The organism is Pseudarthrobacter sp. AG30 (assembly GCF_003116525.1).
GTDB lineage: Bacteria > Actinomycetota > Actinomycetes > Actinomycetales > Micrococcaceae > Arthrobacter.
In genome coordinates, this window is sequence record NZ_QEHL01000008.1 from 90,403 (window position 1) to 111,290 (window position 20,888).

Annotated in this window: 18 protein-coding genes and 2 tRNA genes; 12 read left to right on the forward strand and 8 right to left on the reverse strand. The window is 66.6% G+C overall.

Translation table 11 applies throughout. The annotated features are described in order from the left end of the window. Positions 1 to 16: 16 nt before the first annotated feature. Together DC347_RS08185 and DC347_RS08190 are read left to right on the forward strand one after the other, a co-directional pair. Positions 17 to 92 (forward strand) — tRNA-Lys (locus tag DC347_RS08185). A 346-nt stretch (positions 93 to 438) separates the two neighbouring features. After that, positions 439 to 1,071: a hypothetical protein gene (locus DC347_RS08190; RefSeq protein WP_109045027.1), complete on the forward strand. Its 633-nt coding sequence runs from the start codon at positions 439 to 441 to the stop codon at positions 1,069 to 1,071. Between the two features lie 135 nt (positions 1,072 to 1,206). Here the strand turns inward: DC347_RS08190 and DC347_RS08195 are convergent, their stop codons facing one another. Continuing rightward, entirely contained in the window at positions 1,207 to 1,662 is a 456-nt protein-coding gene (locus DC347_RS08195) for a MarR family winged helix-turn-helix transcriptional regulator (protein ID WP_018760060.1), read from the reverse strand. 96 nt (positions 1,663 to 1,758) lie between these two features. Here DC347_RS08195 and bcp point away from each other — a divergent pair, with 96 nt between their 5' ends. The 8 genes from bcp (at position 1,759) to DC347_RS08235 (ending at position 11,809) form a co-directional block, all read left to right on the forward strand. Then, positions 1,759 to 2,232, forward strand: coding sequence for a thioredoxin-dependent thiol peroxidase (gene bcp / locus DC347_RS08200; RefSeq protein ID WP_109045028.1), 474 nt, complete (start codon positions 1,759 to 1,761; stop codon positions 2,230 to 2,232). Positions 2,233 to 2,328: 96 nt separating this feature from the next. Next, positions 2,329 to 2,410: transfer RNA gene (locus DC347_RS08205), tRNA-Leu, on the forward strand. A 229-nt stretch (positions 2,411 to 2,639) separates the two neighbouring features. After that, positions 2,640 to 3,332 carry a fasciclin domain-containing protein gene (locus DC347_RS08210; protein WP_109045029.1) on the forward strand — a complete coding sequence of 231 codons (693 nt, stop codon included), beginning with the start codon at positions 2,640 to 2,642 and terminating at the stop codon, positions 3,330 to 3,332. A gap of 163 nt (positions 3,333 to 3,495) precedes the next feature. Beyond that, positions 3,496 to 5,163, forward strand: coding sequence for an ABC transporter substrate-binding protein (locus tag DC347_RS08215; protein WP_240617732.1), 1,668 nt, complete (start codon positions 3,496 to 3,498; stop codon positions 5,161 to 5,163). Between the two features lie 79 nt (positions 5,164 to 5,242). Then, positions 5,243 to 6,745 carry a malate:quinone oxidoreductase gene (locus DC347_RS08220; protein ID WP_109045030.1) on the forward strand — a complete coding sequence of 501 codons (1,503 nt, stop codon included), beginning with the start codon at positions 5,243 to 5,245 and terminating at the stop codon, positions 6,743 to 6,745. 66 nt (positions 6,746 to 6,811) lie between these two features. Then, positions 6,812 to 10,045 (forward strand): efflux RND transporter permease subunit, encoded by a 3,234-nt coding sequence (locus DC347_RS08225; protein WP_109045031.1) that lies wholly within the window; start codon positions 6,812 to 6,814, stop codon positions 10,043 to 10,045. 187 nt (positions 10,046 to 10,232) lie between these two features. Next, complete coding sequence (locus DC347_RS08230; RefSeq protein WP_109045032.1) at positions 10,233 to 11,342, forward strand: LLM class flavin-dependent oxidoreductase; 1,110 nt, start codon at positions 10,233 to 10,235, stop codon at positions 11,340 to 11,342. Then, positions 11,342 to 11,809, forward strand: a complete 468-nt coding sequence (locus DC347_RS08235) for a MarR family winged helix-turn-helix transcriptional regulator (protein WP_109045128.1) — start codon at positions 11,342 to 11,344, stop codon at positions 11,807 to 11,809. The genes DC347_RS08230 and DC347_RS08235 overlap by 1 nt, the downstream gene beginning before the upstream one ends. A 28-nt stretch (positions 11,810 to 11,837) precedes the next feature. Here the strand turns inward: DC347_RS08235 and DC347_RS08240 are convergent, their stop codons facing one another. Both DC347_RS08240 and DC347_RS08245 read right to left on the reverse strand, forming a co-directional pair. Next, the gene (locus DC347_RS08240) at positions 11,838 to 12,644 is read right to left on the reverse strand and encodes a transglutaminase family protein (protein WP_109045033.1); all 807 of its coding nucleotides are present in this window, start codon (positions 12,642 to 12,644) and stop codon (positions 11,838 to 11,840) included. A 71-nt stretch (positions 12,645 to 12,715) separates the two neighbouring features. Beyond that, complete coding sequence (locus tag DC347_RS08245) at positions 12,716 to 13,522, reverse strand: hypothetical protein (protein WP_240617733.1); 807 nt, start codon at positions 13,520 to 13,522, stop codon at positions 12,716 to 12,718. Positions 13,523 to 13,668: 146 nt separating this feature from the next. Here DC347_RS08245 and DC347_RS08250 point away from each other — a divergent pair, with 146 nt between their 5' ends. Then, positions 13,669 to 14,331 carry a DUF1684 domain-containing protein gene (locus DC347_RS08250; protein ID WP_109045035.1) on the forward strand — a complete coding sequence of 221 codons (663 nt, stop codon included), beginning with the start codon at positions 13,669 to 13,671 and terminating at the stop codon, positions 14,329 to 14,331. Between the two features lie 100 nt (positions 14,332 to 14,431). After that, entirely contained in the window at positions 14,432 to 14,920 is a 489-nt protein-coding gene (locus tag DC347_RS08255; protein ID WP_018760071.1) for a GtrA family protein, read from the forward strand. Positions 14,921 to 14,938: 18 nt separating this feature from the next. Here DC347_RS08255 and DC347_RS08260 read toward each other — a convergent pair whose 3' ends face one another. From DC347_RS08260 to DC347_RS08280, 5 genes are read right to left on the reverse strand one after another with little or no spacing between them, the layout of a single operon-like run. After that, positions 14,939 to 16,105, reverse strand: a complete 1,167-nt coding sequence (locus tag DC347_RS08260; protein ID WP_109045036.1) for a cysteine desulfurase family protein — start codon at positions 16,103 to 16,105, stop codon at positions 14,939 to 14,941. 3 nt (positions 16,106 to 16,108) lie between these two features. Continuing rightward, positions 16,109 to 17,023, reverse strand: a complete 915-nt coding sequence (nadC, locus tag DC347_RS08265; RefSeq protein WP_018760073.1) for a carboxylating nicotinate-nucleotide diphosphorylase — start codon at positions 17,021 to 17,023, stop codon at positions 16,109 to 16,111. Next, positions 17,016 to 18,791 carry an L-aspartate oxidase gene (nadB, locus tag DC347_RS08270; RefSeq protein ID WP_109045037.1) on the reverse strand — a complete coding sequence of 592 codons (1,776 nt, stop codon included), beginning with the start codon at positions 18,789 to 18,791 and terminating at the stop codon, positions 17,016 to 17,018. Before nadB ends, nadC begins: the two co-directional genes overlap by 8 nt. Next, a complete protein-coding gene (gene nadA / locus DC347_RS08275; protein ID WP_109045038.1) occupies positions 18,791 to 20,095 on the reverse strand; it encodes a quinolinate synthase NadA in 1,305 nt (434 codons plus the stop codon). The genes nadB and nadA overlap by 1 nt, the downstream gene beginning before the upstream one ends. After that, positions 20,092 to 20,802, reverse strand: a complete 711-nt coding sequence (locus tag DC347_RS08280; RefSeq protein ID WP_109045129.1) for an NUDIX domain-containing protein — start codon at positions 20,800 to 20,802, stop codon at positions 20,092 to 20,094. The genes nadA and DC347_RS08280 overlap by 4 nt, the downstream gene beginning before the upstream one ends. Positions 20,803 to 20,888 lie beyond the last annotated feature (86 nt).

Here is a 20,888-nt window from a genome sequence, read left to right on the forward strand (position 1 = left end):
TTGAAGCAAACAAGATGCACCTCTAGCTCAATTGGCAGAGCAATTGACTCTTAATCAATGGGTTCCGGGTTCAAGTCCCGGGGGGTGCACCAAAGGAACCCCGTCTTTACTGGCCGAGAGGCCACGTAAAGGCGGGGTTTCGTTTTGCGCCTGTAATGGATGGTGTGCCGCACGGCGACCCAGAGGTTCACATCCAATGCCTCCGAATCTGCCTGGTGGCTTCCCGAAGGTAGTCGGTATCCTGCCCTGGTGAACTCGGCACGCCGCCGGACGAGATCGGTGGGCCCGGCGAAGCTTTGTCTGGTCTTCTTGCAGGTTGCCATGATGTCCTGTCAGGGTGCGACCGCGGCCTGCCCGGGCTGCAACCGGGTTAAGCCGGGACCCGGGGTTCCGCACATATGACCGGGGTACCCGTTTCCTCATTGAAAGTAGTCCCAGTTGAAAAAACAGCTCGCCGTTACCGCTGCCCTCGCCGGGATCACCCTGGCCGTCGCAGGATGCTCCGCGACCGCCACCTCCGGCCCTGGCACCGCCGTGTCCACGCCCGGCATGACAGCTCCGCCCACCGCGTCCTCCTCCGCGGCATCCACCGGATGGGAACTGAAGCCACAGGGGGGCGCTGACCGAATCAAGGCCGCCGGGCTGCAGGTCCTCAACGCCGAAGGCGCTGCAGAGCATTTCCACGCGCACCTGGACGTCCTCGTGGACGGCAAGCCGGTCGCCGTTCCGGCGGACATCGGCTTCAGCTTCACCCCGGCCGGCCAGCCCAACGGGATCTCCGCGCTGCACAGCCATGACAAATCCGGGATTATCCACATCGAAGCACCAACCGCCGGCGCCACCTACACGCTCGGGCAGTTCCTCACCGAATGGGGTGTCCTGGACGGCACCGACCCAACGCCAGGAACGCCACACTCCGCCCAGGACGGCTGGAGCGTGGCCGTCAACGGAGTTCCGCACGACGGGAAGATCTCCGATGTGGTCCTAAAAGCCCACGACGAGGTCGTCCTGTTCCACGGCGCGGCGCCAGTCCCGGTCGCCGCCACGTTCACCTTTCCGGCAGGGCTGTAGCCCCCTCACCGGCGGCCGCCAACAAGACCCCCATGTGCTCCGCGCGCACCTAACAGTGTGGCCGCCGGACACAAAAAAGCGTGGCCCCGGCAGTCCTTGCCGGGGCCACGCTTTGAAGGCGTTATGAAAAGCCGGTTACTTGGCGGAGTCCACCAGCGCAGAGGCGTTGCTCGGCGTCGTGGCGAACTGGCTGGCGAGTTCACGGACCACAGCCTTGAGCTCCTGGCGCAGGACCTCGGGGTCGATCGAAGAGGAAGCCAACACCGAACGCTCCATCTCCACGGCCTGGGCTACCGCTTCCTTGCCGCGCTCCGTCAGCGAGACCACATGGCTCCTGCGGTCCGAGGTGCTCCGCACCCGGGCGATATGGCCGTGGGACTCAAGCCGGCTGAGCGTCTTGCCCATGGTCTGGGCCTGGACGCGGACATACTGGGCGAGCTGGGCCTGGGTCATGGGGCCTTGCGCAGCCAGCACCTCTATGGCGATAACACCGGCGTGCGTGAGTCCGATGGCGCCAAGTTTTTCGTTCCAGGAGTGTTCAACGAGGCGCGCAGCAGTGGACAGGAGGCGCCCTGTGGGCCAGTGATCCATATCAGGCATAGCAGCCAGTATAACCAAGTGCCGATTAGCACTCGCCCCACCCGCTTACTAGGCTGTTGTGTCCCGCCCGCAACAAGGAGAAAAACAATGGCTGAAAGACTCGTTACCGGCGACAAAGCACCCGCATTTACCCTGCAGGACTCACGCGGGAAGGAGGTCAGCCTGGACCCGGCCTCCGGCCGCTCCACCATTGTCTACTTCTATCCGGCAGCGTCCACGCCCGGGTGTACCAAAGAAGCCTGCGACTTCCGCGACAGCCTTTCCTCCCTGCAGGCCTCCGGGTACGACGTCCTGGGCATCTCGCCCGACCCCGTCGAAAAACTGGCAAAATTTGCGGCGAATGAAGCCCTGACGTTCCCCCTGCTCTCCGATGAGGACCACGCAGTGGCCGAGGCATACGGCGCCTGGGGCGAAAAGAAGAACTACGGCAAGACGTACCAAGGCCTGATCCGCTCCACCATCGTGGTGGATCCCGACGGCAAGGTTTCCCTCGCACAGTACAACGTCCGGGCGACCGGACATGTGGCCAAGTTGCGGCGGGACCTCAACCTGGACGCCTGACCACGGCGCACCTGCCGGACCACCCCGCCGGCGCGACGCTACAATGGACACTGGCATCCCGCCGTCGAACGCCCTGCGTTCCTGGGGGAAGCCTGCGCGCGAGTGGTGAAATTGGCAGACACGCAGGATTTAGGTTCCTGTGCCTTCGGGCGTGGGGGTTCAAGTCCCCCCTTGCGCACCGCGGATCCCCCGGCTTTGGCCGGGGGATCCTTTGTTTTAAGCCGTCTCCCCCATGCCGGTTCGTGCCCCGAATAGAAAAACTCCACGGATCCACCCATCCACTTCCGCCCGCCGGCCGAATAGCCATTGAGACACCAGCCAAGGGCAGGTGCTTACCCCCAAGTCAGACTGCACGCCACGGACACCGCTCCACGGGCAGCAGGCTCAACGATCCAAGGAGTACTGAAATGCAGACCTTCAAGCGCACCACTTTCACCGTCGCAGGCGTTGCAGCGGCCGCTCTGCTCAGCCTCACCGCGTGTGGCGGTTCGGGCAGCACCTCCGGGTCCTCGGCATCTTCGGCGCCGATGTCCTCCGCCCCCAGCTCCAGCATGGCCTCACCGTCATCCAGCGCCATGGCCAGCTCCTCGGCCGGCAGCATGGACCCGGCAGCAAACCTGGTCGGCCCCGGCTGCGCCGCTTACGCCCAGCAGGTTCCCACCGGCGCAGGCTCCGTAGCCGGCATGGCCCTGGATCCGGTGGCCGTCGCCGCCTCCAACAACCCCATCCTCACCACGCTGACCGCGTCGGTATCCGGCAAGCTCAACCCCAAGGTCAACCTGGTGGACACCCTCAACGGCGGCGAATTCACTGTCTTCGCACCGGTGGATGACGCCTTCAAGAAGATTGACGCCGCCACCATCGACACCCTGAAGACGGACGATGCCCTGCTGAGCAAGATCCTGACCTACCACGTTGTTCCCGGCCAGATCACCCCTGACAAGATCGCCGGCACCCACGCCACCGTCGAGGGCGGCTCCGTCACCGTCACCGGCAGCGGCAACAACCTCAAGGTGGACAACGCCAACGTCATCTGCGGCGGCGTCAAGACCAAGAACGCCACGGTCTACCTGATCGACTCGGTGCTGATGCCCAAGTAGCCCTCACAGGCAACAAGCGTTCTTCGACCAAGCCGGGTTCCACTGGTTATCCAGGGGCCCGGCATTGGCGTGTCCGGATCCGGGCAGCGCCCGGGTCGTGTCCATTAGACTGGATCCCGGCCCGCAACCGGCGGAGCCGGCAGGATCCAGAGGTGATAAACGAGTGCCCAGCAGTACATCGCGGCGGACTGCCCTCAAGGCCGGCGCCGTCCTCATGGCGCTGGGCGTGACATCATGCACAGGCACACCGGTTCCCTCTCCCACGCCCGGCCAGGACAACTCCACGCCCGCGGAACCGGCAGCCACCTTCAGCTTCGGAACCGCCGCCCAGCCACTGGGCCTTGACCCGGCATTGTCCAACGACGTCGAGTCCCAGCGCATCACGCGGCAAATCATGGAAGGCCTCGTGGGAGTTGACCAGACCACGGGAAAGCCCACGCCCCTGCTGGCCACCGAATGGAACGAATCCAACGAGGGCCGCACCTACACCTTCAAGCTTCGTACCGGCGTTACCTTCCAGGACGGGACCCCGTTTAATGCCGACGCCGTCTGCACCAACTTCAACCGCTGGTTCGCCTTCTCCGCCGAACTGCGGAAGCAGGCACCGGGCAGTTCCTTCAAGGGGGTCTTCAAGGCCCACTCGGACGAAGCCAGCCTCTCAATCTTCAAGAGTTGCACCGCCGTGGCCGCGGACACAGTGCAGATCGACCTCACGCAGCGCTTCACGGCGTTCCTGCAGGCATTGACATTGCCCGCCTTTGCGATGGCCTCCCCCGCCGCCCTCGCTGCCGGCAAAGCCGACGTGCTGGACCAAAACCGTGGCGGCCAGGCCTTGTCCGTTTTCGCCACCAACCCGGTCGGCACCGGCCCCTTCACACTCGCTGCCTGGGGCAGCGACAACGTGACCCTGTCCAGCAACAAGACCTACTGGGGCGACCGCGGGCAGATCGCCACCATCAACTTCCTCGCCTACAACTACCCGCAAACCCGCCTCCAGGCCCTCCTGGACGGCAAGATCGACGGCTACGACGCCGTGACCGTGGGGAACTTCGACCAGCTGGTCAAGCGAGGCAAGCAGATCGTCCAGCGCGACCCGTTCTCCGTGATGTACGTGGGCATGAACCAGGACATCCCGGTGCTGCAAAACCAAAAGATCCGGCAGGCGGTGGAGCTTGCGATCGACAAGGAAACGCTGATCCGGAAGTTCTTCATCGACAACACCGCCAAAGCGACGCAGTTCGTCCCGCCCAAGATCAGCGGATTCAACAACGATGCCCCGGCACTGGGCCATGACCCGGAAAAGGCCAAGAGCTACCTCAAGGACGCCGGCTACGCCGGCGAGGAACTCAAGTTCTACTACCCCCTGAACGTCACCCGGCCCTACCTCCCGACCCCCGAAAAGGTCTACGCCGAGCTCAGCCGCCAGCTCACCGCCGTCGGCTTCAACATCCGGCCCGTCCCGGTGGACTGGGCCGATGGCTATCTCCAGAAAGTCCAGTCCCCCGGCGACCATGCCCTGCACATCCTCGGCTGGAACGGCTCGTACTCGGATGCCGACAACTTTGTCGGCCCGCTGTTCGGCGAGAAGAACGGCGAATTCGGGTACCAGGATCCGCAGGTGTTCTCGAAAATCAACAGGGCCCGCGGCCTGCCGGACGGCAAGGAGCGCGATGACTTGTATCACACCATCAACACCCAGATTGCGGCGACGGTGCCGGCCGTTCCCATCGCCTTTCCCATCTCCGCCCTTGCCCTTTCGGACCGGGTCCTGAGCTACCCGGCGTCCCCGGTCTTAAATGAAGTTTTTACGAAGGTCCAACTAAAGCCTTGACGGGCCGGTCCAATTTCAGTATGTCGGCTGCCCGGGGATATTCTGTGACAGCCAGAGCCGCTGCAATCGGAGACTGATCGTGACTTTCATTTCCAAGACCCCACATGCCGACGTTGTCCTGATAGGCGGCGGCATCATGAGCGCGACGCTGGGGGCATTCCTCAAGCAGCTGGAGCCGGACTGGACCATCTCGCTGTTCGAACGGCTGGACCAGCCGGGGCTCGAGAGCTCAGATCCCTGGAACAACGCGGGGACGGGCCATGCGGCCCTCTGCGAACTGAACTACTCCCCCGCAGCCAAGGACGGCTCGGTAAGCCCCAACAAGGCGCTGCTCATCAATGAACAGTTCCAGCTTTCCCGCCAGTTCTGGTCCCACTTGGTGGACAACAACCTGATTGGCTCCCCCAAGGGTTTCATCAACACCGTCCCGCACATGAGCTTTGTGATTGGCGAGGACCACACCCAGTTCCTGAAGACGCGCTACGAGGCCCTGAAGCCGCACACCCTTTTCCGGTCCATGGAGTACTCCGAGGACCACGCACAGATTGCCAAGTGGGCGCCACTGATCGTCAAGGGCCGCGACCCCAAGCAGCGTGTCGCCGCTACCCGGGCAGCTGAAGGAACTGACGTCGACTTCGGCGCGCTGACCCGTGAGCTCACCGGCTACCTGGGGAACAACGGCGTCGAAATCAACTATGGCCATGACGTCACCGGCATCTCCCGGGCGTCCGACGGCGGCTGGGACCTGACGCTGAAGCACCCGCGTTCCGGAGAGCACGGCAAGATCCACGCCAAGTTCGTCTTCGTCGGCGCCGGCGGCGGCGCGCTGCACCTCCTCCAGGCCTCGGGCATCCCCGAAAGCAAGGGTTACGGCGGCTTCCCCGTCTCCGGGCAGTTCTTCCGCTGCACGGACGAGACCATCGCCGCCCAGCACAGCGCAAAGGTCTATGGCCAGGCCTCGGTTGGCGCCCCGCCCATGTCCGTACCGCACCTGGATACCCGCTACGTCAACGGCAAGCGCTCGCTCCTGTTCGGACCCTACGCCGGCTTCTCCACGAACTTCCTCAAGAACGGCTCCTACCTGGACCTGCCGCTGTCCATCCGCCCGGGCAACATCATCCCGATGCTCGCCGTGGCCAAGGACAACATGGACCTCACCGCGTACCTCATCAAGGAGGTTGCAAAGCGGCACGACCAGAAGGTCGAGGCCCTGCGCGAGTACTACCCCGAGGCAAAGGGCGGCGACTGGGAACTTATCACCGCCGGCCAGCGTGTGCAGATCATCAAGAAAGATCCGCAAAAGGGCGGCATCCTTCAGTTCGGAACCGAAGTGATCGCCGGCCGTGACGGCTCCATCGGCGCGCTCCTGGGCGCGTCGCCCGGGGCTTCGACCGCTGTCCCCATCATGATTGAACTGCTGCAGAAGACGTTCCCCCGGAATTTCAAGGGCTGGCAGTCCAAGCTCAAGGACATGATGCCCGGTTACGGGGTCAAGCTGGATGAAAATCCGGACCTGGCCGCGGAGCTGGAACGGGCCACGGCCAAGTCCCTCCAGCTGGAGAGCGTTTCCGCCAGCCATTGACCCTGCCGGGGCCAGCGGCTGGCACCCAGGGCATGTACCAGTCACTAAACCCCCAGGAGGGCATCCATGTTCCGGCTGGCGCACCTTTCCCTTGCCAACAGGGCCCTGATCGCGCTGATCACCGTCTTTGCTTCGGTCTTCGGCGTGATCACCATGTCCTCGTTGAAGCAGGAGCTCATCCCGTCCATTGAGTTCCCGCAGATCACCGTGCTCAGCTCCATGCCGGGCGCGTCGCCCGAGGTCGTGGACAAGCAGGTCAGCGGCCCGCTGGAGAAGGCACTGAACGGCGTGGAGGGGCTGGAATCCACCTCCTCCACGTCACGCACCGGCGTCTCGCAGATCACCTTGGTGTTCACCTATGGTTCCAATCTTGACCGGGCCCGGAACCAGATCGACCGGGCGATCTCCAACGCCAAACGGACGCTTCCCAGCGATGTCCAGCCGCAGGCCATCGCCGGGAGCATCAGCGATTTCCCCATCGTGTTCCTCGCGGTGTCCTCGGACAAGTCCCTGAGTGACCTGAACGCTGACCTGCAGCGCCTGACCGTGCCCCGGCTGCAGAAGATCGACGGCGTCCGCAGCGCCGACGTGACCGGTGGCGCGTCCCAGCACATCGAGATCCTGCCACGCACCGATGCCCTCGCCGCCGCGGGCGTGGGCGTGACCGCGATAAAGGACGCCCTTTCCAACAACGGAGCCCTGGTCCCGGCCGGAACCCTCGAGGACCAGGGAAAGACCCTCTCCCTGCAGATCGGCAGCCCGGTGGATTCCCTTGACGCCATCAAGGCCCTTCCGCTGGCCGGGGCGAAGAACGCAGCGACCGTCGGCTCGGTGGCCGATGTCTCACTCAAGGACGACGAACGCACCTCCATCACCCGCACCAATGGGGCCGAGACCCTGGCCGTTTCCGTCACCAAGAAACCCGAGGGTGACACGGTGGGGATTTCCCATGCGGTGCGGGACTCCCTGCAGGATCTCCAGGCGGAGCTGGGCTCGAACGCAAAGTTCACACCTGTCTTTGACCAGGCACCGTTCATCGAAAAGTCCATCAAGGACCTCACCACGGAAGGCCTGCTGGGGCTGGGATTCGCGGTGGCGGTCATCCTGCTGTTCCTGATGTCGGCGCGTTCCACGCTGGTCACCGCCGTCTCCATCCCGCTGTCGCTGCTCATCACGTTCATCGGCCTTTCGGGCACGGGCTATTCGCTGAACATCCTGACCCTCGGCGCACTCACCATCGCGATCGGGCGCGTGGTGGACGACTCGATCGTGGTCATCGAGAACATCAAGAGGCACCTCAGCTACGGCGAAGAAAAGTCGACGGCGATCCTCACCGCCATCAGGGAGGTGGCCGGTGCCATCACTGCCTCCACGCTGACGACTGTGGCCGTGTTCCTGCCGATTGCCTTCGTCGGCGATCTGGCCGGCGAACTGTTCCGGCCGTTTGCCCTGACCGTCACCATGGCGCTGCTGGCGTCGCTGCTGGTGTCCCTGACCATCGTTCCGGTGCTCGCCTACTGGTTCCTCAAAAACCCCAAGGGCGCCCCGGACGGAGCACCGGCCGGTTCCGCCGAGGCCCGCCGGATTGCCGCGGAAGCCACAGCCAAGGCGCACGACGCCGAGCAGCGCAGCCGCCTGCAGCGCGGCTACCTGCCCATCCTCCGGTCCACCCAGAAACACCCGGTCATCACCCTGGTGGCCGCCGTCCTGGTGCTCGTCGCCACGGGCGCCATGACGCCACTGCTGGCTACCAACCTGCTGGGGAACTCGGGACAGAACAGCCTGACCGTGCGCCAGGTGCTGCCTGCCGGAACCAGCCTCGCGGACACCAGCGCCGCCGCCATCCGGCTCGAGGAGGTCCTGCGCGGGATCGACGGCATCAAAGACGTCCAGGTAACGTCGGGCAATGCGCAGGCCGGGTTCGCCGCGCTGACCTCAACCGGGTCCTCGAACTCCACTTTCACCGTGGTCACTGACGAGAAGGCCAACCAGGAACGGCTCCAGGACACCGTCCGGACCGAGCTGGCCAAGGTGCCTGATTCCGGCAAGATCTCCGTTGGCACCCAGCAGGGCGGCTTCGGTACCTCGTCCACCGTGGACATCACGCTGAAGGCCGCCACCAGCGCCGACCTGCAGTCCGCCAGCGACACCATGGTTGCCGCCATGTCCGGCGTTCCCGGCACCAGCGAGGTGGCCAGCAACCTCGCGGCCAGCAACCCCGTGGTGCAGGTGAAGGTGGACAGGGCAAAGGCGGTGGCCGCAGGACTGAACGAGCAACAGGTTGCCGGGGTCCTGGCTTCCACCATCAGCCCCATTCCCGCGGGGACGGTCCGCATCGACACCAATGATTTCCCGGTGCGGATCGGCCAGGGCACAAAATTCACCAGCATTGACGCCGTCCGCAACATCCCGCTGCCGGCTGGCGGCAAGCCGGTAACGCTGGGAAGCATTGCCTCCGTGGAGCAGGTGGACGTCCCCGTCTCCATCACCGCCAGCAACGGTGAGCGCACCGCCAAGGTGTCCATCACGCCGTCGGGCTCCAACCTGGGTGCCGTGAACACCGAGGTCCAAAAGCGCCTGGCGGACGTCCAGCTGCCTGCCGGCGTCACGGCGACGATCGGCGGGGCCACCACCCAGCAGGCGGACTCCTTCCGGCAGTTGGGCCTGGCCCTGCTGGCTGCCATTGCCATCGTGTACGTGATCATGGTGGCCACGTTCAAATCCCTCATCCAGCCGCTGATCCTGCTGGTATCGGTTCCCTTCGCGGCCACCGGTGCCGTGGCCCTGCTGCTGGTCACGGGAGTTCCGCTGGGCCTGCCGTCGCTGATCGGCATGCTCATGCTGGTGGGCATCGTGGTGACCAATGCCATTGTGCTGATCGACCTGATCAACCAGTACCGCCAGCCGCGTGACGGCCGGCCGGGCATGAACGTGGCGGATGCCATTACCAACGGTGCCCGGCAGCGCCTGCGCCCCATCCTGATGACGGCACTCGCCACAGTCTTTGCCCTGACTCCCATGGCCCTGGGCCTCACGGGCGGGGGCGGTTTCATCTCCCAGCCGCTTGCCGTTGTGGTCATCGGCGGCCTGGTGTCCTCCACTGCACTGACCCTCATCCTGGTCCCCGTGCTGTACCGGCTGGTGGAGGGTCGCCGCGAAAAGAAGGCGTTGCTTAAGGATCTTCAGGCCCGGCCTGAACGCGGCCCGGGGTCCGACGTCGACGCCGGGTTCAAGGACTGGACCACCGGCCAGATGCCCAAACTCAGCGGCCGCCGCGCCGCCCCCGGGGGCGCCGAGTAGCAACAGCACACCTCCCTGATGCCCGTACCGCCCAGCGGTGCGGGCATCAGCTTTTGAATGCCCGCCTGCGAACGCACGCGGGAATATTCTCCGCGGCGGAGCGTTACAGCAGGCGATAGATGCAAATGCATCTAAATTGGTTTACACTTAAACCAAGCCGGAAAGTCCAGCAACGGAAGGGCACATCATGCAGATCGGTGTTTTCAGCGTCAGCGACATCACCACGGACCCCACAACGGGCCGCACCCCCACCGAGCACGAACGCATCAAGGCCTCGGTGGCCATCGCCAAGAAGGTCGAGGAGATCGGCATGGATGTCTACGCCCTGGGCGAGCACCACAACCGGCCCTTCTTCTCCTCCTCACCCACCACAACGCTGGCCTACATCGCAGCGCAGACCAACCGCATCATCCTCTCGACGGCCACCACGCTGATCACCACGAACGATCCCGTAAAAATCGCCGAAGACTTCGCCATGCTCCAGCACCTGTCCGATGGACGCGTGGACCTCGTCCTGGGCCGGGGCAACACCGCCCCCGTCTATCCCTGGTTCGGCAAGAACATCCAGGACGGCGTGGAGCTGGCCATCGAGAACTACAGCCTCCTGCGTAAACTCTGGGACGAGGACACCGTGAACTGGTCCGGCAAGTTCCGTACCCCTTTGCAGAACTTCACGTCCACGCCCCGGCCGCTGGACGGCGTGGCGCCCTTCGTGTGGCACGGCTCCATCCGGACGCCGCAGATCGCAGAGGTGGCCGCCTACTTCGGTGACGGTTTCTTCGCCAACAACATCTTCTGGCCCAAGGAGCACTACCAGCAGCTGATCGGCCTCTACCGCGAGCGTTACGAGCACTACGGCCACGGCACGGCAGACCAGGCGATCGTTGGCCTCGGCGGCCAGTTCTTCATGCGGAAGAACTCCCAGGACGCCGTAAAGGAGTTCCGCCCATACTTCGACAACGCTCCGGTGTATGGCCACGGACCTTCGCTGGAGGACTTCACCTCGCAGACTCCGCTGACCGTGGGCAGCCCGCAGGAAGTCATCGAGAAGACCCTGACCTTCCGCGAGTACTTCGGCGACTACCAGCGCCAGCTGTTCCTGATCGACCACGCCGGCTTGCCGCTGAAGACCGTGCTGGAGCAGCTGGACCTGTTCGGCGAGGAAGTCCTGCCTACGCTGCGTAAGGAATATGCAGCACGCAAGCCCGCACAGGTTCCCGAGCCGCCCACCCACGCCGGGCGGGTCGCCGCGCTGCTGGCCGCCCAGGACGCCGAAAAAGCCACCTCGGAGGCATGATGGCCGGGCAAGGATCCGACTCGCCGGTCCGGCTGGCGGCCGAAACCTGGGAGTCACTGTTCCGGGCGCAGGTTGCGGTGATGCGCAAGCTCCAGTCCGGGCCGGCGTTCCGGAAACTGGCACTGAACGAATATGACGTGCTGTTCACGCTCTCCCGCTGTCCCTCCGGCTGGCTGCGGCTCAACGAGCTCAACGACAACGTCCTGTTGAGCCAGTCCACCCTCAGCAGGCTGGTGGAGCGGCTCGAGAAGCGCGGCCTGGTGGCCCGGATGCCGGCGCCCGAGGACGGCCGCGGAGTGCTGCTCAAGCTCACGGACGAAGGGCGGGAGCTGCAGAAGGAGATCGGCCGCGAGCACGTCCGCGACATCTCGGCACTGGTGGCTCCCGCGCTGACGGCGGCAGAGCAAAAAGAACTCAGGCGGCTCACCGACAAGCTGCGGGCCTCCTTGGGTACCCTTCCACGGTAATCCCGACGCCGGGCAGCCGGGTCCGGCGTCAGCCCAGCGCCACCAGCCGGGTCGGGTCTTCAACCGGCAGCTCGCCGTTGACCACGGCCGTGATGCGCAGCTGGGTCAGGGTCAGGCTGCCGCCCACGGTGGACAGGAACGCCGTGTCCGACGAGTCCCGGCCCGCGGTGATCCGGAGCATTGATTCCCGGGGGGCAAGCCCCGTGGGGTCGATGACATGCCAGGCACCCTCCACGTAGGCTTCCGCCACCGCATGGAAATCCATGGGGCTGAGGCCTGGGGCGTAGACCGCCGCAAGGCGGGCGGGGATGTCCTTGGAACGGAGCAGGGCGATGGCCAAGTGCGCAAAGTCCCGGCACACGCCGCGGCGGCTCAGCAGGGTCTCCACTGCCCCGTCCGTGCCCCGGGAGGAACCGCTGATGTAGCGCAGCTCGCCGTTGACCCAGTTCCGGACCGCATGCAGCAGGGCGGCCCCATGGATCCCGCCGAATTCGGCGTAGGCGGTGGGCAGCAGCCGGTCGGATTCCGCGTAGCGGCTGGGGCGGACGTAACGGATCCGGTCGGCCAGCTCCGCTTCTTCGGGAACGGCGCGTCCGGACACCGTGGCGGTATATTCCACAGCAACCTCGGTGGGTTCGTCGAACTCCATGTAGTGGAACCGGCCGCCGTGGTGGTCGGACACCTCCGTGAGCGGCACGTCCGCACCGCCGGCCGTGACGGACAAGGATTCCGCAAAGGACGAATAGCCGCTGTTCCTCGCCGCGGCAATGGCCATGGCCACTTTGGTATGGGCGGTGGTCCTGAAGGCCAGGCGTGCGGAAACAGAGCGTTCCATGTCTCTCCGGGGGTGTTGGGGGTGGACGGCAAGTCGCGGTCCCCGGCACCGGGTGAGTGCGGGCAGCGGGACTAGTTTTTGACCTTCAGCGACATTAGCATCCGCTGTACGTTGGCGAAGTCGGAACTGTCATTGACATACTGGGCGGCCTGGGCGAGGGTGTCGAACGGCATCGCCGGGGCCACTTTCTCGTCCGGCGCGAAGGCCTTCAACGACACCACGTCGCCAAACGAGTAGTCGCCTTTCCCAGCCGGTCCGCGCACCACGTTGCGCAGCTCGCACGCCTGCCCGTCGCTTCCGCCCACCAGGTTGGTGATGCCGTAGGAGCCAAAGTAGCGGTAGCCCTGGATCACCCGGTAGACCATCCGGGGCGGGATGGTTCCTTCCCCGCCCTGGACGGCGAGGTCGAAGGGCACGCTGCTGATCACCGTGTAGGGGTGCCTGGCGTTGTCCGGGCAAGCGCCGGAAGACGGCGGCAGTCCCGTCCGCAGTGCGGCGACATACGTCCCGTCGGGCTTCTTGACCTCGATTTTCAGGCCGCCGGGGAGCACGCCTTCCTCCGGCGCCACCGACTGGGCGATCCAGTCCTGCGGCAGGTCGAAGCTCACGGTCTTCGCCGGGTCCGAGAAGGTCTTCCAGGAGGACGCCGTGGCAGCGCCCTGGGGTTCGGAGGGGGTGGCGGACGAAGAAGCGGAGGCGCTGCCTGACGCGCCCGGCGTTGCCGTTGCCGCCCCTGATCCGGTGGTTCCCGAGGCGTCCGGCTGCGCCGTCCAGCCCGGTCCACTGCCGGCCTGGGGTCCCGAGCAGCCCGCCAGCAGGAGCGCGGCGCCCAGCAGGGACATCCGGGAAAGAACGGTCAATGGTGCCTTGCCTGTCATGGCAGCCAGCCTAACCGTGCCGTGCCGCCTTCCGTGGCTGGCGCGGCAGGTGTTTCCGGGCCACGACCGGTTCCACCACCCGGGCACCCGGCCTGCGTGTCGCCGTCGGACGTTACCTGCCTTGGCCGGGGACTAGGCTGGAGGCTATGGCGGAAGAGCAGCACGGCACAGCCGAAGAGAATCCTGCGGAAATGTCCGCCCTCGACATCGCCGACTGGCGGCTGAGGACCTTTGCCCTCTACGACAATGTCCGCAAAATCTCGGCGGAGGACCCGGCCGAGGCGCACTCGTACTGGCGCCACCAACGCGACCTCATGTTTGCCACCCACCCTGCGTCCGCGCTCACGGCAGCGGACAAGGCACGCTTCTCCGGGCTGAAGACAGCGGACTACGATCCGATCTACCGGTTCCACGTCCCGCTGACCAAGGAAGGCGCCGGCCGGCAGATGAGCGTGGACACCGGAACCGACGGCGTGGTCAATTTCGTGCGCCTGGGCACGTTCGACCTGCCCGAGATGGGCCAGCTTGGGGTCTGGAAGATCCACGGCTACGGCGGCGGCATCTTCGTCCCGTTCCGGGATGCGACTGCCGGCCAGCCCGGTGGAACGTACGGGGCCGGCCGCTACCTGCTGGACACCATCAAGGGCGCGTTCCATGGTGTGCAGGGCACCGGCCCGGACGCCATGTTCGTTATCGACTTCAACTTCGCCTATAACCCCTCCTGCGCCTACAACGAGGCCTGGGCCTGCCCGCTGCCCGGGCCGTCCAACCGGCTGGCAGTGGAAATTCCCGTAGGAGAGCTGTACTGACCATGGTTTGCTCCCCCACGTACATGCGGCATGCCCTGTTCCCGCTGGACAGCCCGCGATCCCCGGAACCCGGCGCCAACAGCGCCCCCGGTGGGACCGCGTGAGGGACGGTACATCCGCCCCCGCCGTCCAGGAGACGCCAACCCGCCGTCTTCCCGCCACCAGGCACTACCGCGGAGTCCTGCGCTTCCCGGTCATCCGGCAACTGCTCCGCTTCACCGGGGTCGGCATCATCTGCACCGCCGCCTCACTTGGGCTGTACGCTCTGCTGCGTCCGTGGCTGGGCGCGCAGTTGGCAAATGCGGTGGCCCTGGTCCTCACGTCGCTGTTGAACACGGCCTTGAACCGGCGGCTGACGTTCAAGATTGCCGGTGGACAGCGGCGCACCCGCGACCACCTCAACGGCCTGGTGGTGATCGTCGTGGCACTGGTAATCACGGGCAGCAGCCTGGGCGTGCTGCACTGGTTCAACCCGGACGCCACCGTGGGGGACGAACTGGTGGCAACCACCCTGTCCGGCTTCCTGGCCACCGCCGTCCGGTTCAGCATGCTGCGGCACTGGATCTTCCGCCGCGCACGGCACCGCTGACCCGATGGCACGAATCCGCTAGCGTCCCTGGCCCGCGCCGAGGTTTTTGACACTGGCGACGGCGCCCCTGACGGCTGCGGCGGCCTGGTCCAGTTCCTGCGGGGTTACCGATGCGTCGAAACTGAAGCGGACGGCGGTCTGGGCAAGCTCTGCGGAGATTCCCAGGGCAGTGAGGACCGGCGAGGGAGCATCGGAGCCGGCGGCGCAGGCCGAACCGCTGGAGCACACCACGCCGCGGCGTTCCAGCTCCAGGAGGACGGATTCGCCGCTGGTGCCCGGGAAGCAGAATGATGCCACCGACGGCAGCCGTTCGGCGGGATGGCCGGTGAGGACGGCGTCCGGCACGGCGTCCAGCACCGCTGCGATGAACCGGTCGCGCAGGGCGGCCACTCTCTCCCGTTGCTGTTGTTGTCCCGCTTGGGCCAGGGCGAGCGCTGTGGCCAGGCCCACCGCACCGGCCACGTTCTCCGTGCCTGAACGGCGTCCGCGCTCTTGGCCCCCGCCGTGGACCACGGGTTCGAGCTTGGTGCGGCTGCGGACGTAGAGCATCCCGCACCCCTTGGGAGCACCCAGCTTGTGCCCCGAGATGCTCATTGCGTCCACACCCAGGGCCTTGGTGTCCAGCGGCAGCCAGCCGGCTGCCTGGACGGCATCGGTGTGGAACGGGATGCCCTGGCTGCGGGCCAGTTCCGCCAAGGCATTGATGGGCTGCACGGTACCGACCTCGTTGTTGGCGTACATGACGCTGACCAGGGCTGTTCGCGGTCCGAGCAGCGCGGCGAGGGCATCCGGGCTGACCCGGCCGGACGTGTCCACCGGCACCACGTCCACCGTAAACCCGTGGAACCGCTCAAGGTAACGGGCGGATTCCTCCACGGCGGGGTGCTCGACGGCGCTGATCACCACCCGGTCCAGTCGCGGGTTTGCGGCCTGCCGGGCGAGCGCGATTCCTTTGACGGCAAGGTTGTCCGCTTCCGTCCCGCCGGAGGTGAAGACCACTTCCCCCGGACGGCAGCCCAGGACGGCGGCCGCGGCGGACCGTGCCCCGGCCAGTGCCGCCGCCGCAGCCTCGCCGAGCGTGTGGTGGCTGGAGGGGTTCCCGAACCCGCCGGTGAGGTACGGCCACATGGCGTCCAGCACCTCGCGGCGGACGGGCGTGGTGGCGGCGGCATCAAGGAAGATCACGGGTCACCCGGCAGTCAGTTCGACGTCCAGGCCCAGGTCCAGGGCGGCCACGGTGTGCGTGAGGGCCCCTACCGAGATGACGTCCACGCCGGTGGCGGCGATCGCCGCGACAGTCTCGAGGTTGACGTTGCCGCTGGCCTCCACCAGGGCACGTCCGGCAACCAGGGCCACTCCGGCCTGCAGTTCAGGCACCGTGAAGTTGTCCAGCATGATGGTGTCCACCCCTGCCGCGAGGACGGGCTCGATCTGGTCCATCCGGTCGACTTCCACTTCGAAGTGGGTGGTGTGTCCCAGCTGTGCCTTGGCTGCCAGCAGGAGCCCGGTGAGTTTGGCAGGGTCTCCGCCCGTCATCACGGCCAGGTGGTTGTCCTTGGCCAGGACGGCGTCCGAGAGGCTGTACCGGTGGTTGGAGCCGCCGCCGCACCGGACGGCGAATCGTTCCAGGACGCGCAGGCCGGGGGTGGTCTTGCGGGTGTCGGTGATGCGGGCGCGGGTGCCTTCCGTGAGCCGGACGAACCCGGCGGTCTTGGTGGCGATCGCGGACATCCGCTGGACCAGGTTGAGCGCCACGCGTTCGGCCAGCAGCACCGAACGCGCTGATCCGCTGACCCGGGCCAGGTGGGTGCCGGCGTCGAACGCCTGGCCGTCCGCCAGGAGCAGTTCCACCCGGGTGGCAGGGTCCACGAGCTCCATGGCGTCCCGGAAGACGGTGGCTCCGCTGAGGATGCCGGGGACGCGGGCGTTGAGGACGGCGGTGGCGCGCGCTCCGGCGGGGATCAGGAGTTGGGAGGTGATGTCCCCGGAGGGTGCGTCCTCGGCGAAGGCCCGTTCCAGGATCTCCCGTACGGGGGCCGCCGGAAGGGTCAGGTCGAGGGGACGCACGGCAGGGGCGTGGTCGATTACGGCGGGTTCAGTCATGGAGCAGGCTCGCTTTCGGGCGCGGAGGGCAGGTGTTCTCAGGTTCGGCGGCTTCATCGCTGCGGTAGTGGGCGCCCAGCGATTCGGTGCGGTCCAGCGCGGCGGCCACCAGCAGCCGTGCGGCCAGCAGAAGGTTCCGGTCCTCAGACACCACGGGGTCAGCAGAGGAGGAGCCGGCATCAGGACGGACGACGGCGGCCCAGGACTCGAGCGTGGCGGCAGCCTCCCGCAACAGATGCCCGGAGCGCAGCACGCCGGCATGGGACGTCATGAGGCGGCGAAGAGCGCCCCGCGAAAAGGGCTCCCCCACCTCCCCAGCCCCGCCGAAGCCGGACGGCCAATTTCCGCCTGGCCCACCTGAGCGATCCGCCGCGCCTTCTAAAGCAGCAGGGACGGTGACACGCGGACTCGCGTTTCGCGGCAGGGCTGCGGAAGCGTGCGTCAAGCGGAGGCCGCCCGCGGCCGAGGCAGCACGCGGAGCAGCGCTGCCGCGGGGCGCGTCCCAGCCCAGGGCACCGGAGAGCAAGTCTTCAACAGCGCGGCGGCCGAAGACGAGTCCCTCAAGGAGCGAGTTGGACGCCAGCCGGTTAGCACCTTGGACGCCCGTGCACGCAACCTCGCCGGCGGCGTAGAGGCCGGGGACACTGGTGCGGGCGTAGAGGTCGGTGGCCACCCCGCCCATCCAGTAGTGGGCGGCGGGGGCGACAGGGACCAGTTCGCGGGTCCAGTCGATGCCGGCCTCAAGGGTTTTCCGGGTGAGGGTGGGGAACCGCCGGCGGAGGAAGCCCTCGCCCTTGGCCTGCTCGATGGCGCGGGCGTCAAGGTAGACGTGGCCGTTGGCGTCGCCGAGCTTGGCCAGGTGCAGGGCGATGCTGCGGGAGACGACGTCGCGGGGCGCGAGCTCGGCGTCGGGATGGTAGGCCTGCATGAAGCGCCTGCCTCCAGCGTCCAGCAGGGTGGCCCCTTCGCCGCGGACCGCCTCGGAGATCAGCAGCGGACCGTCCAGCCGGCCGGGGTGGGCGGTGGCGGAACTGACGAGGCAGGTGGGGTGGAACTGGAAGAATTCGAGGTCTTTCACGGCTGCGCCGGCGCGGACGGCGAGCGCCAGCCCGTCCGCCGTGGCCACGGCCGGGTTGGTGGTTTGGGCGAACAGCTGGCCTGCTCCCCCGCTGGCCAGCAGCACGGCATCGGCCGCCAGGACGGCCGGCCGGCCCGCCTGGAGGTATTCGACTCCGCTGACGCTGCCGCTTGAGATGACCAGGGCGGTTGCCTGGGCTTGGGAAAGAATGCGGAGCGTGCCCCGGTCACGCCGGTCCCGGACCGCCTGGATGAGCGCAGCGGCCACCCGCGCACCCGTGGCGTCCCCGCCCGCATGCAGGATGCGCGGGGCACTGTGTGCGGCTTCGAGCCCAAGCGCCGGGCCGTCGTCGTGCGCGGCGTCAAAGCGGACACCGTACCGCTGGAGCCCGGCGATGTCCTCGCGCGCCTCGGTGCACATCAGCCGGACGGCGGCCTCGTTGCAGTGCCCTGCCCCGGCGCGGAGGGTGTCGGCGATATGCGCGGCAACGGTGTCCCCGGGCGACGGTTCGGCGAGCACCGCCGAGATACCGCCCTGGGCGTACCAGGTGTTGCTGTCTTCCAGGGCGCCTTTGGTCAGCAGCACCACGTCCGTACCGGCGTCGGCGGCGAGCAGCGCAGCGTAGAGGCCGGCGATGCCGCTTCCCACGACGGCGAGGCGACCCGCAGGCGTGCCGGGCTCGCGGGTCATTACGGCCTCGCAGCGAGCATGCGCTCGAGTGCCGTCCTGGCGTTGGCCTGCACATCCTCGTCAACGGTGATGCGGTTGACGATTCGGCCGGCGACCAGTTCCTCCAGGACCCAGGCTAGGTAGCCGGGGTGGATGCGGTACATGGTGGAGCAGGGGCAGATCACCGGGTCCAGGCAGAAGATGGTGTGCTGCGGGTATTCGGCGGCGAGACGGTTCACCATGTTGATTTCGGTGCCAATGGCGAACGTGGTGGGCTCGGTGGCGGCCGCGATGGCTTTCTTGATGAAGTCGGTGGAGCCGGCTGAATCGGCGGCGTCCACCACCTCCATGGGGCATTCGGGGTGCACGATGACCTGCACGCCCGGGAAGTCGGCCCGAGCCTTTTCGATCTGCGCCACGTTGAACCGCTTGTGCACGGAGCAGAAGCCGTGCCAGAGGATCACCCGGGAATCGAGCAGTGCCTGTTCGTCGTTGCCGCCGAGGTCCTTGCGCGGGTTCCACATGGGCATCTGGTCCAGGGGAACGCCGAGCGCCTTGGCGGTGTTGCGGCCCAGGTGCTGGTCGGGGAAGAACAGCACCCGCTGCCCGCGCTGGAACGCCCACTCCAGGACGGTCCTGGCGTTGGAGGAGGTGCAGACGATGCCGCCGTGTTCGCCGCAGAACGCTTTCAGGGCTGCGGAGGAATTCATGTAGGTGACGGGGATGACCGGAACCCGGCCCTCGGCGTCGGGCTCGGTGCCGAAGATTTCTGCCAGCTGCTCCCAGCATTCCTCCACGGAGTCTTCGTCCGCCATGTCCGCCATGGAGCAGCCGGCCGCGAGGTTGGGCAGGATGACGGCCTGTTCCGGGGCGGACAGGATATCCGCCGTCTCGGCCATGAAGTGGACCCCGCAGAAGATGATCGCTTCCGCCTCCGGTCGGGTCAGGGCTGCGTTGGCGAGCTGGAACGAGTCACCCACGAAATCGGCGTACTGGACCACCTCGTCGCGCTGGTAGAAGTGGCCCAGGATGACGGCACGCTCACCCAAGGTGGCTTTGGCCGCCCTGATCCGTTCACCCAGTTCGGCATCGCCGGCCAGCTTGTATTCCTCCGGCAGCTGGCCCTGGCGTGGCGTGGAAGCGGGAGCGGGGTCGGCGCTTGATGCGCCCGGGCCGTATGCCGGGATGCCTGCAAGCGCCTCGGCGAGGTCGTAGTCCCAGGGACCTTTCGCCAGTGCCGGGCTGCAAGTGCTGCGGTCCGCGGCGGCGCCCTTTTCGGCTTGTTCGCGCGTGATCAGCTGGATTGCCGTATTGACGCTGCTCATGGTGTGCTCCTGTTGTCTGGGTCAAGGCCTGGCCGGCCGGTGTAGCGGTAGAGGCGTGGCGGACGGTGCTTGCCGCCCTGGAGGTATTCCCCGGTTTCTTCGATTTCCGGGGTGGACTTGAGTTGGCGGCGGAAGTTGGCGGGATCCAGCTGGCGGTCCAGGACGGCTTCGTAGACTTCGCGGACCTGGGCCAGGGTGAAGTACTCCCCCAGCAGGTGGTAGGCAATGGAGCCGTAGGCGAGCTTGTTGCGCAGGCGCCAGAGGGCGTAGTCGACGATCGCGTTGTGGTCGAACGCCAAGTCCCCCAGGCGGTCGGCCCGGAACCACCTGACGTTCTCGGACTCGTCCGCGAGCGCCGCTTCCGTGGGCTGGACCAGGGCCCAGTAGACGATCGAAACCACGCGCTGGGTGGGTGAGCGGTGCAGGCCGCCGAACGCATACAACTGCTCGAGGTAGCTGGGGCTCAGTCCCGTGGTTTCCCGGAGGTTCCTGGATGCGGCGTCCTGCAGCGACTCGTCGTGGCTCAGGGGCCCGCCCGGCAGCGCCCACAGGCCTTTGAAGGGTTCCCTGATCCGCCGGACCAGCGGCAGCCACAAGGTGGGACGGCCCGAGGTGGCGCTCGGGCGCAGGGCGAAGATCACCGTGGAAATGGCGAGCGACGGCGGCGCGGCCTGCCGCTCGGACACGTTGGCTGAGCTGAAGTACACCGTCACACCCCCTTCCACCACCCCGTCCTCGGGGCCCGAAATCCTAGTTATGGTCACTTTGACCAAAACTAATTTTACGGCCAGCC

Bases quoted from the DNA above. Each gene is read 5' to 3' on its own strand.
- bcp (WP_109045028.1), top strand. From the start codon at position 1,759: ATGGCTGAAAGACTCGTTACCGGCGACAAAGCACCCGCATTTACCCTG.
- nadB (WP_109045037.1), bottom strand. From the start codon at position 18,791: ATGACCCGCGAGCCCGGCACGCCTGCGGGTCGCCTCGCCGTCGTGGGA.
- nadC (WP_018760073.1), bottom strand. From the start codon at position 17,023: ATGACTGAACCCGCCGTAATCGACCACGCCCCTGCCGTGCGTCCCCTC.
- DC347_RS08245 (WP_240617733.1), bottom strand. From the start codon at position 13,522: ATGACAGGCAAGGCACCATTGACCGTTCTTTCCCGGATGTCCCTGCTG.
- DC347_RS08230 (WP_109045032.1), top strand. From the start codon at position 10,233: ATGCAGATCGGTGTTTTCAGCGTCAGCGACATCACCACGGACCCCACA.
- DC347_RS08225 (WP_109045031.1), top strand. From the start codon at position 6,812: ATGTTCCGGCTGGCGCACCTTTCCCTTGCCAACAGGGCCCTGATCGCG.
- DC347_RS08250 (WP_109045035.1), top strand. From the start codon at position 13,669: ATGGCGGAAGAGCAGCACGGCACAGCCGAAGAGAATCCTGCGGAAATG.
- DC347_RS08235 (WP_109045128.1), top strand. From the start codon at position 11,342: ATGGCCGGGCAAGGATCCGACTCGCCGGTCCGGCTGGCGGCCGAAACC.
- DC347_RS08210 (WP_109045029.1), top strand. From the start codon at position 2,640: ATGCAGACCTTCAAGCGCACCACTTTCACCGTCGCAGGCGTTGCAGCG.
- DC347_RS08195 (WP_018760060.1), bottom strand. From the start codon at position 1,662: ATGGATCACTGGCCCACAGGGCGCCTCCTGTCCACTGCTGCGCGCCTC.
- DC347_RS08240 (WP_109045033.1), bottom strand. From the start codon at position 12,644: ATGGAACGCTCTGTTTCCGCACGCCTGGCCTTCAGGACCACCGCCCAT.
- nadA (WP_109045038.1), bottom strand. From the start codon at position 20,095: ATGAGCAGCGTCAATACGGCAATCCAGCTGATCACGCGCGAACAAGCC.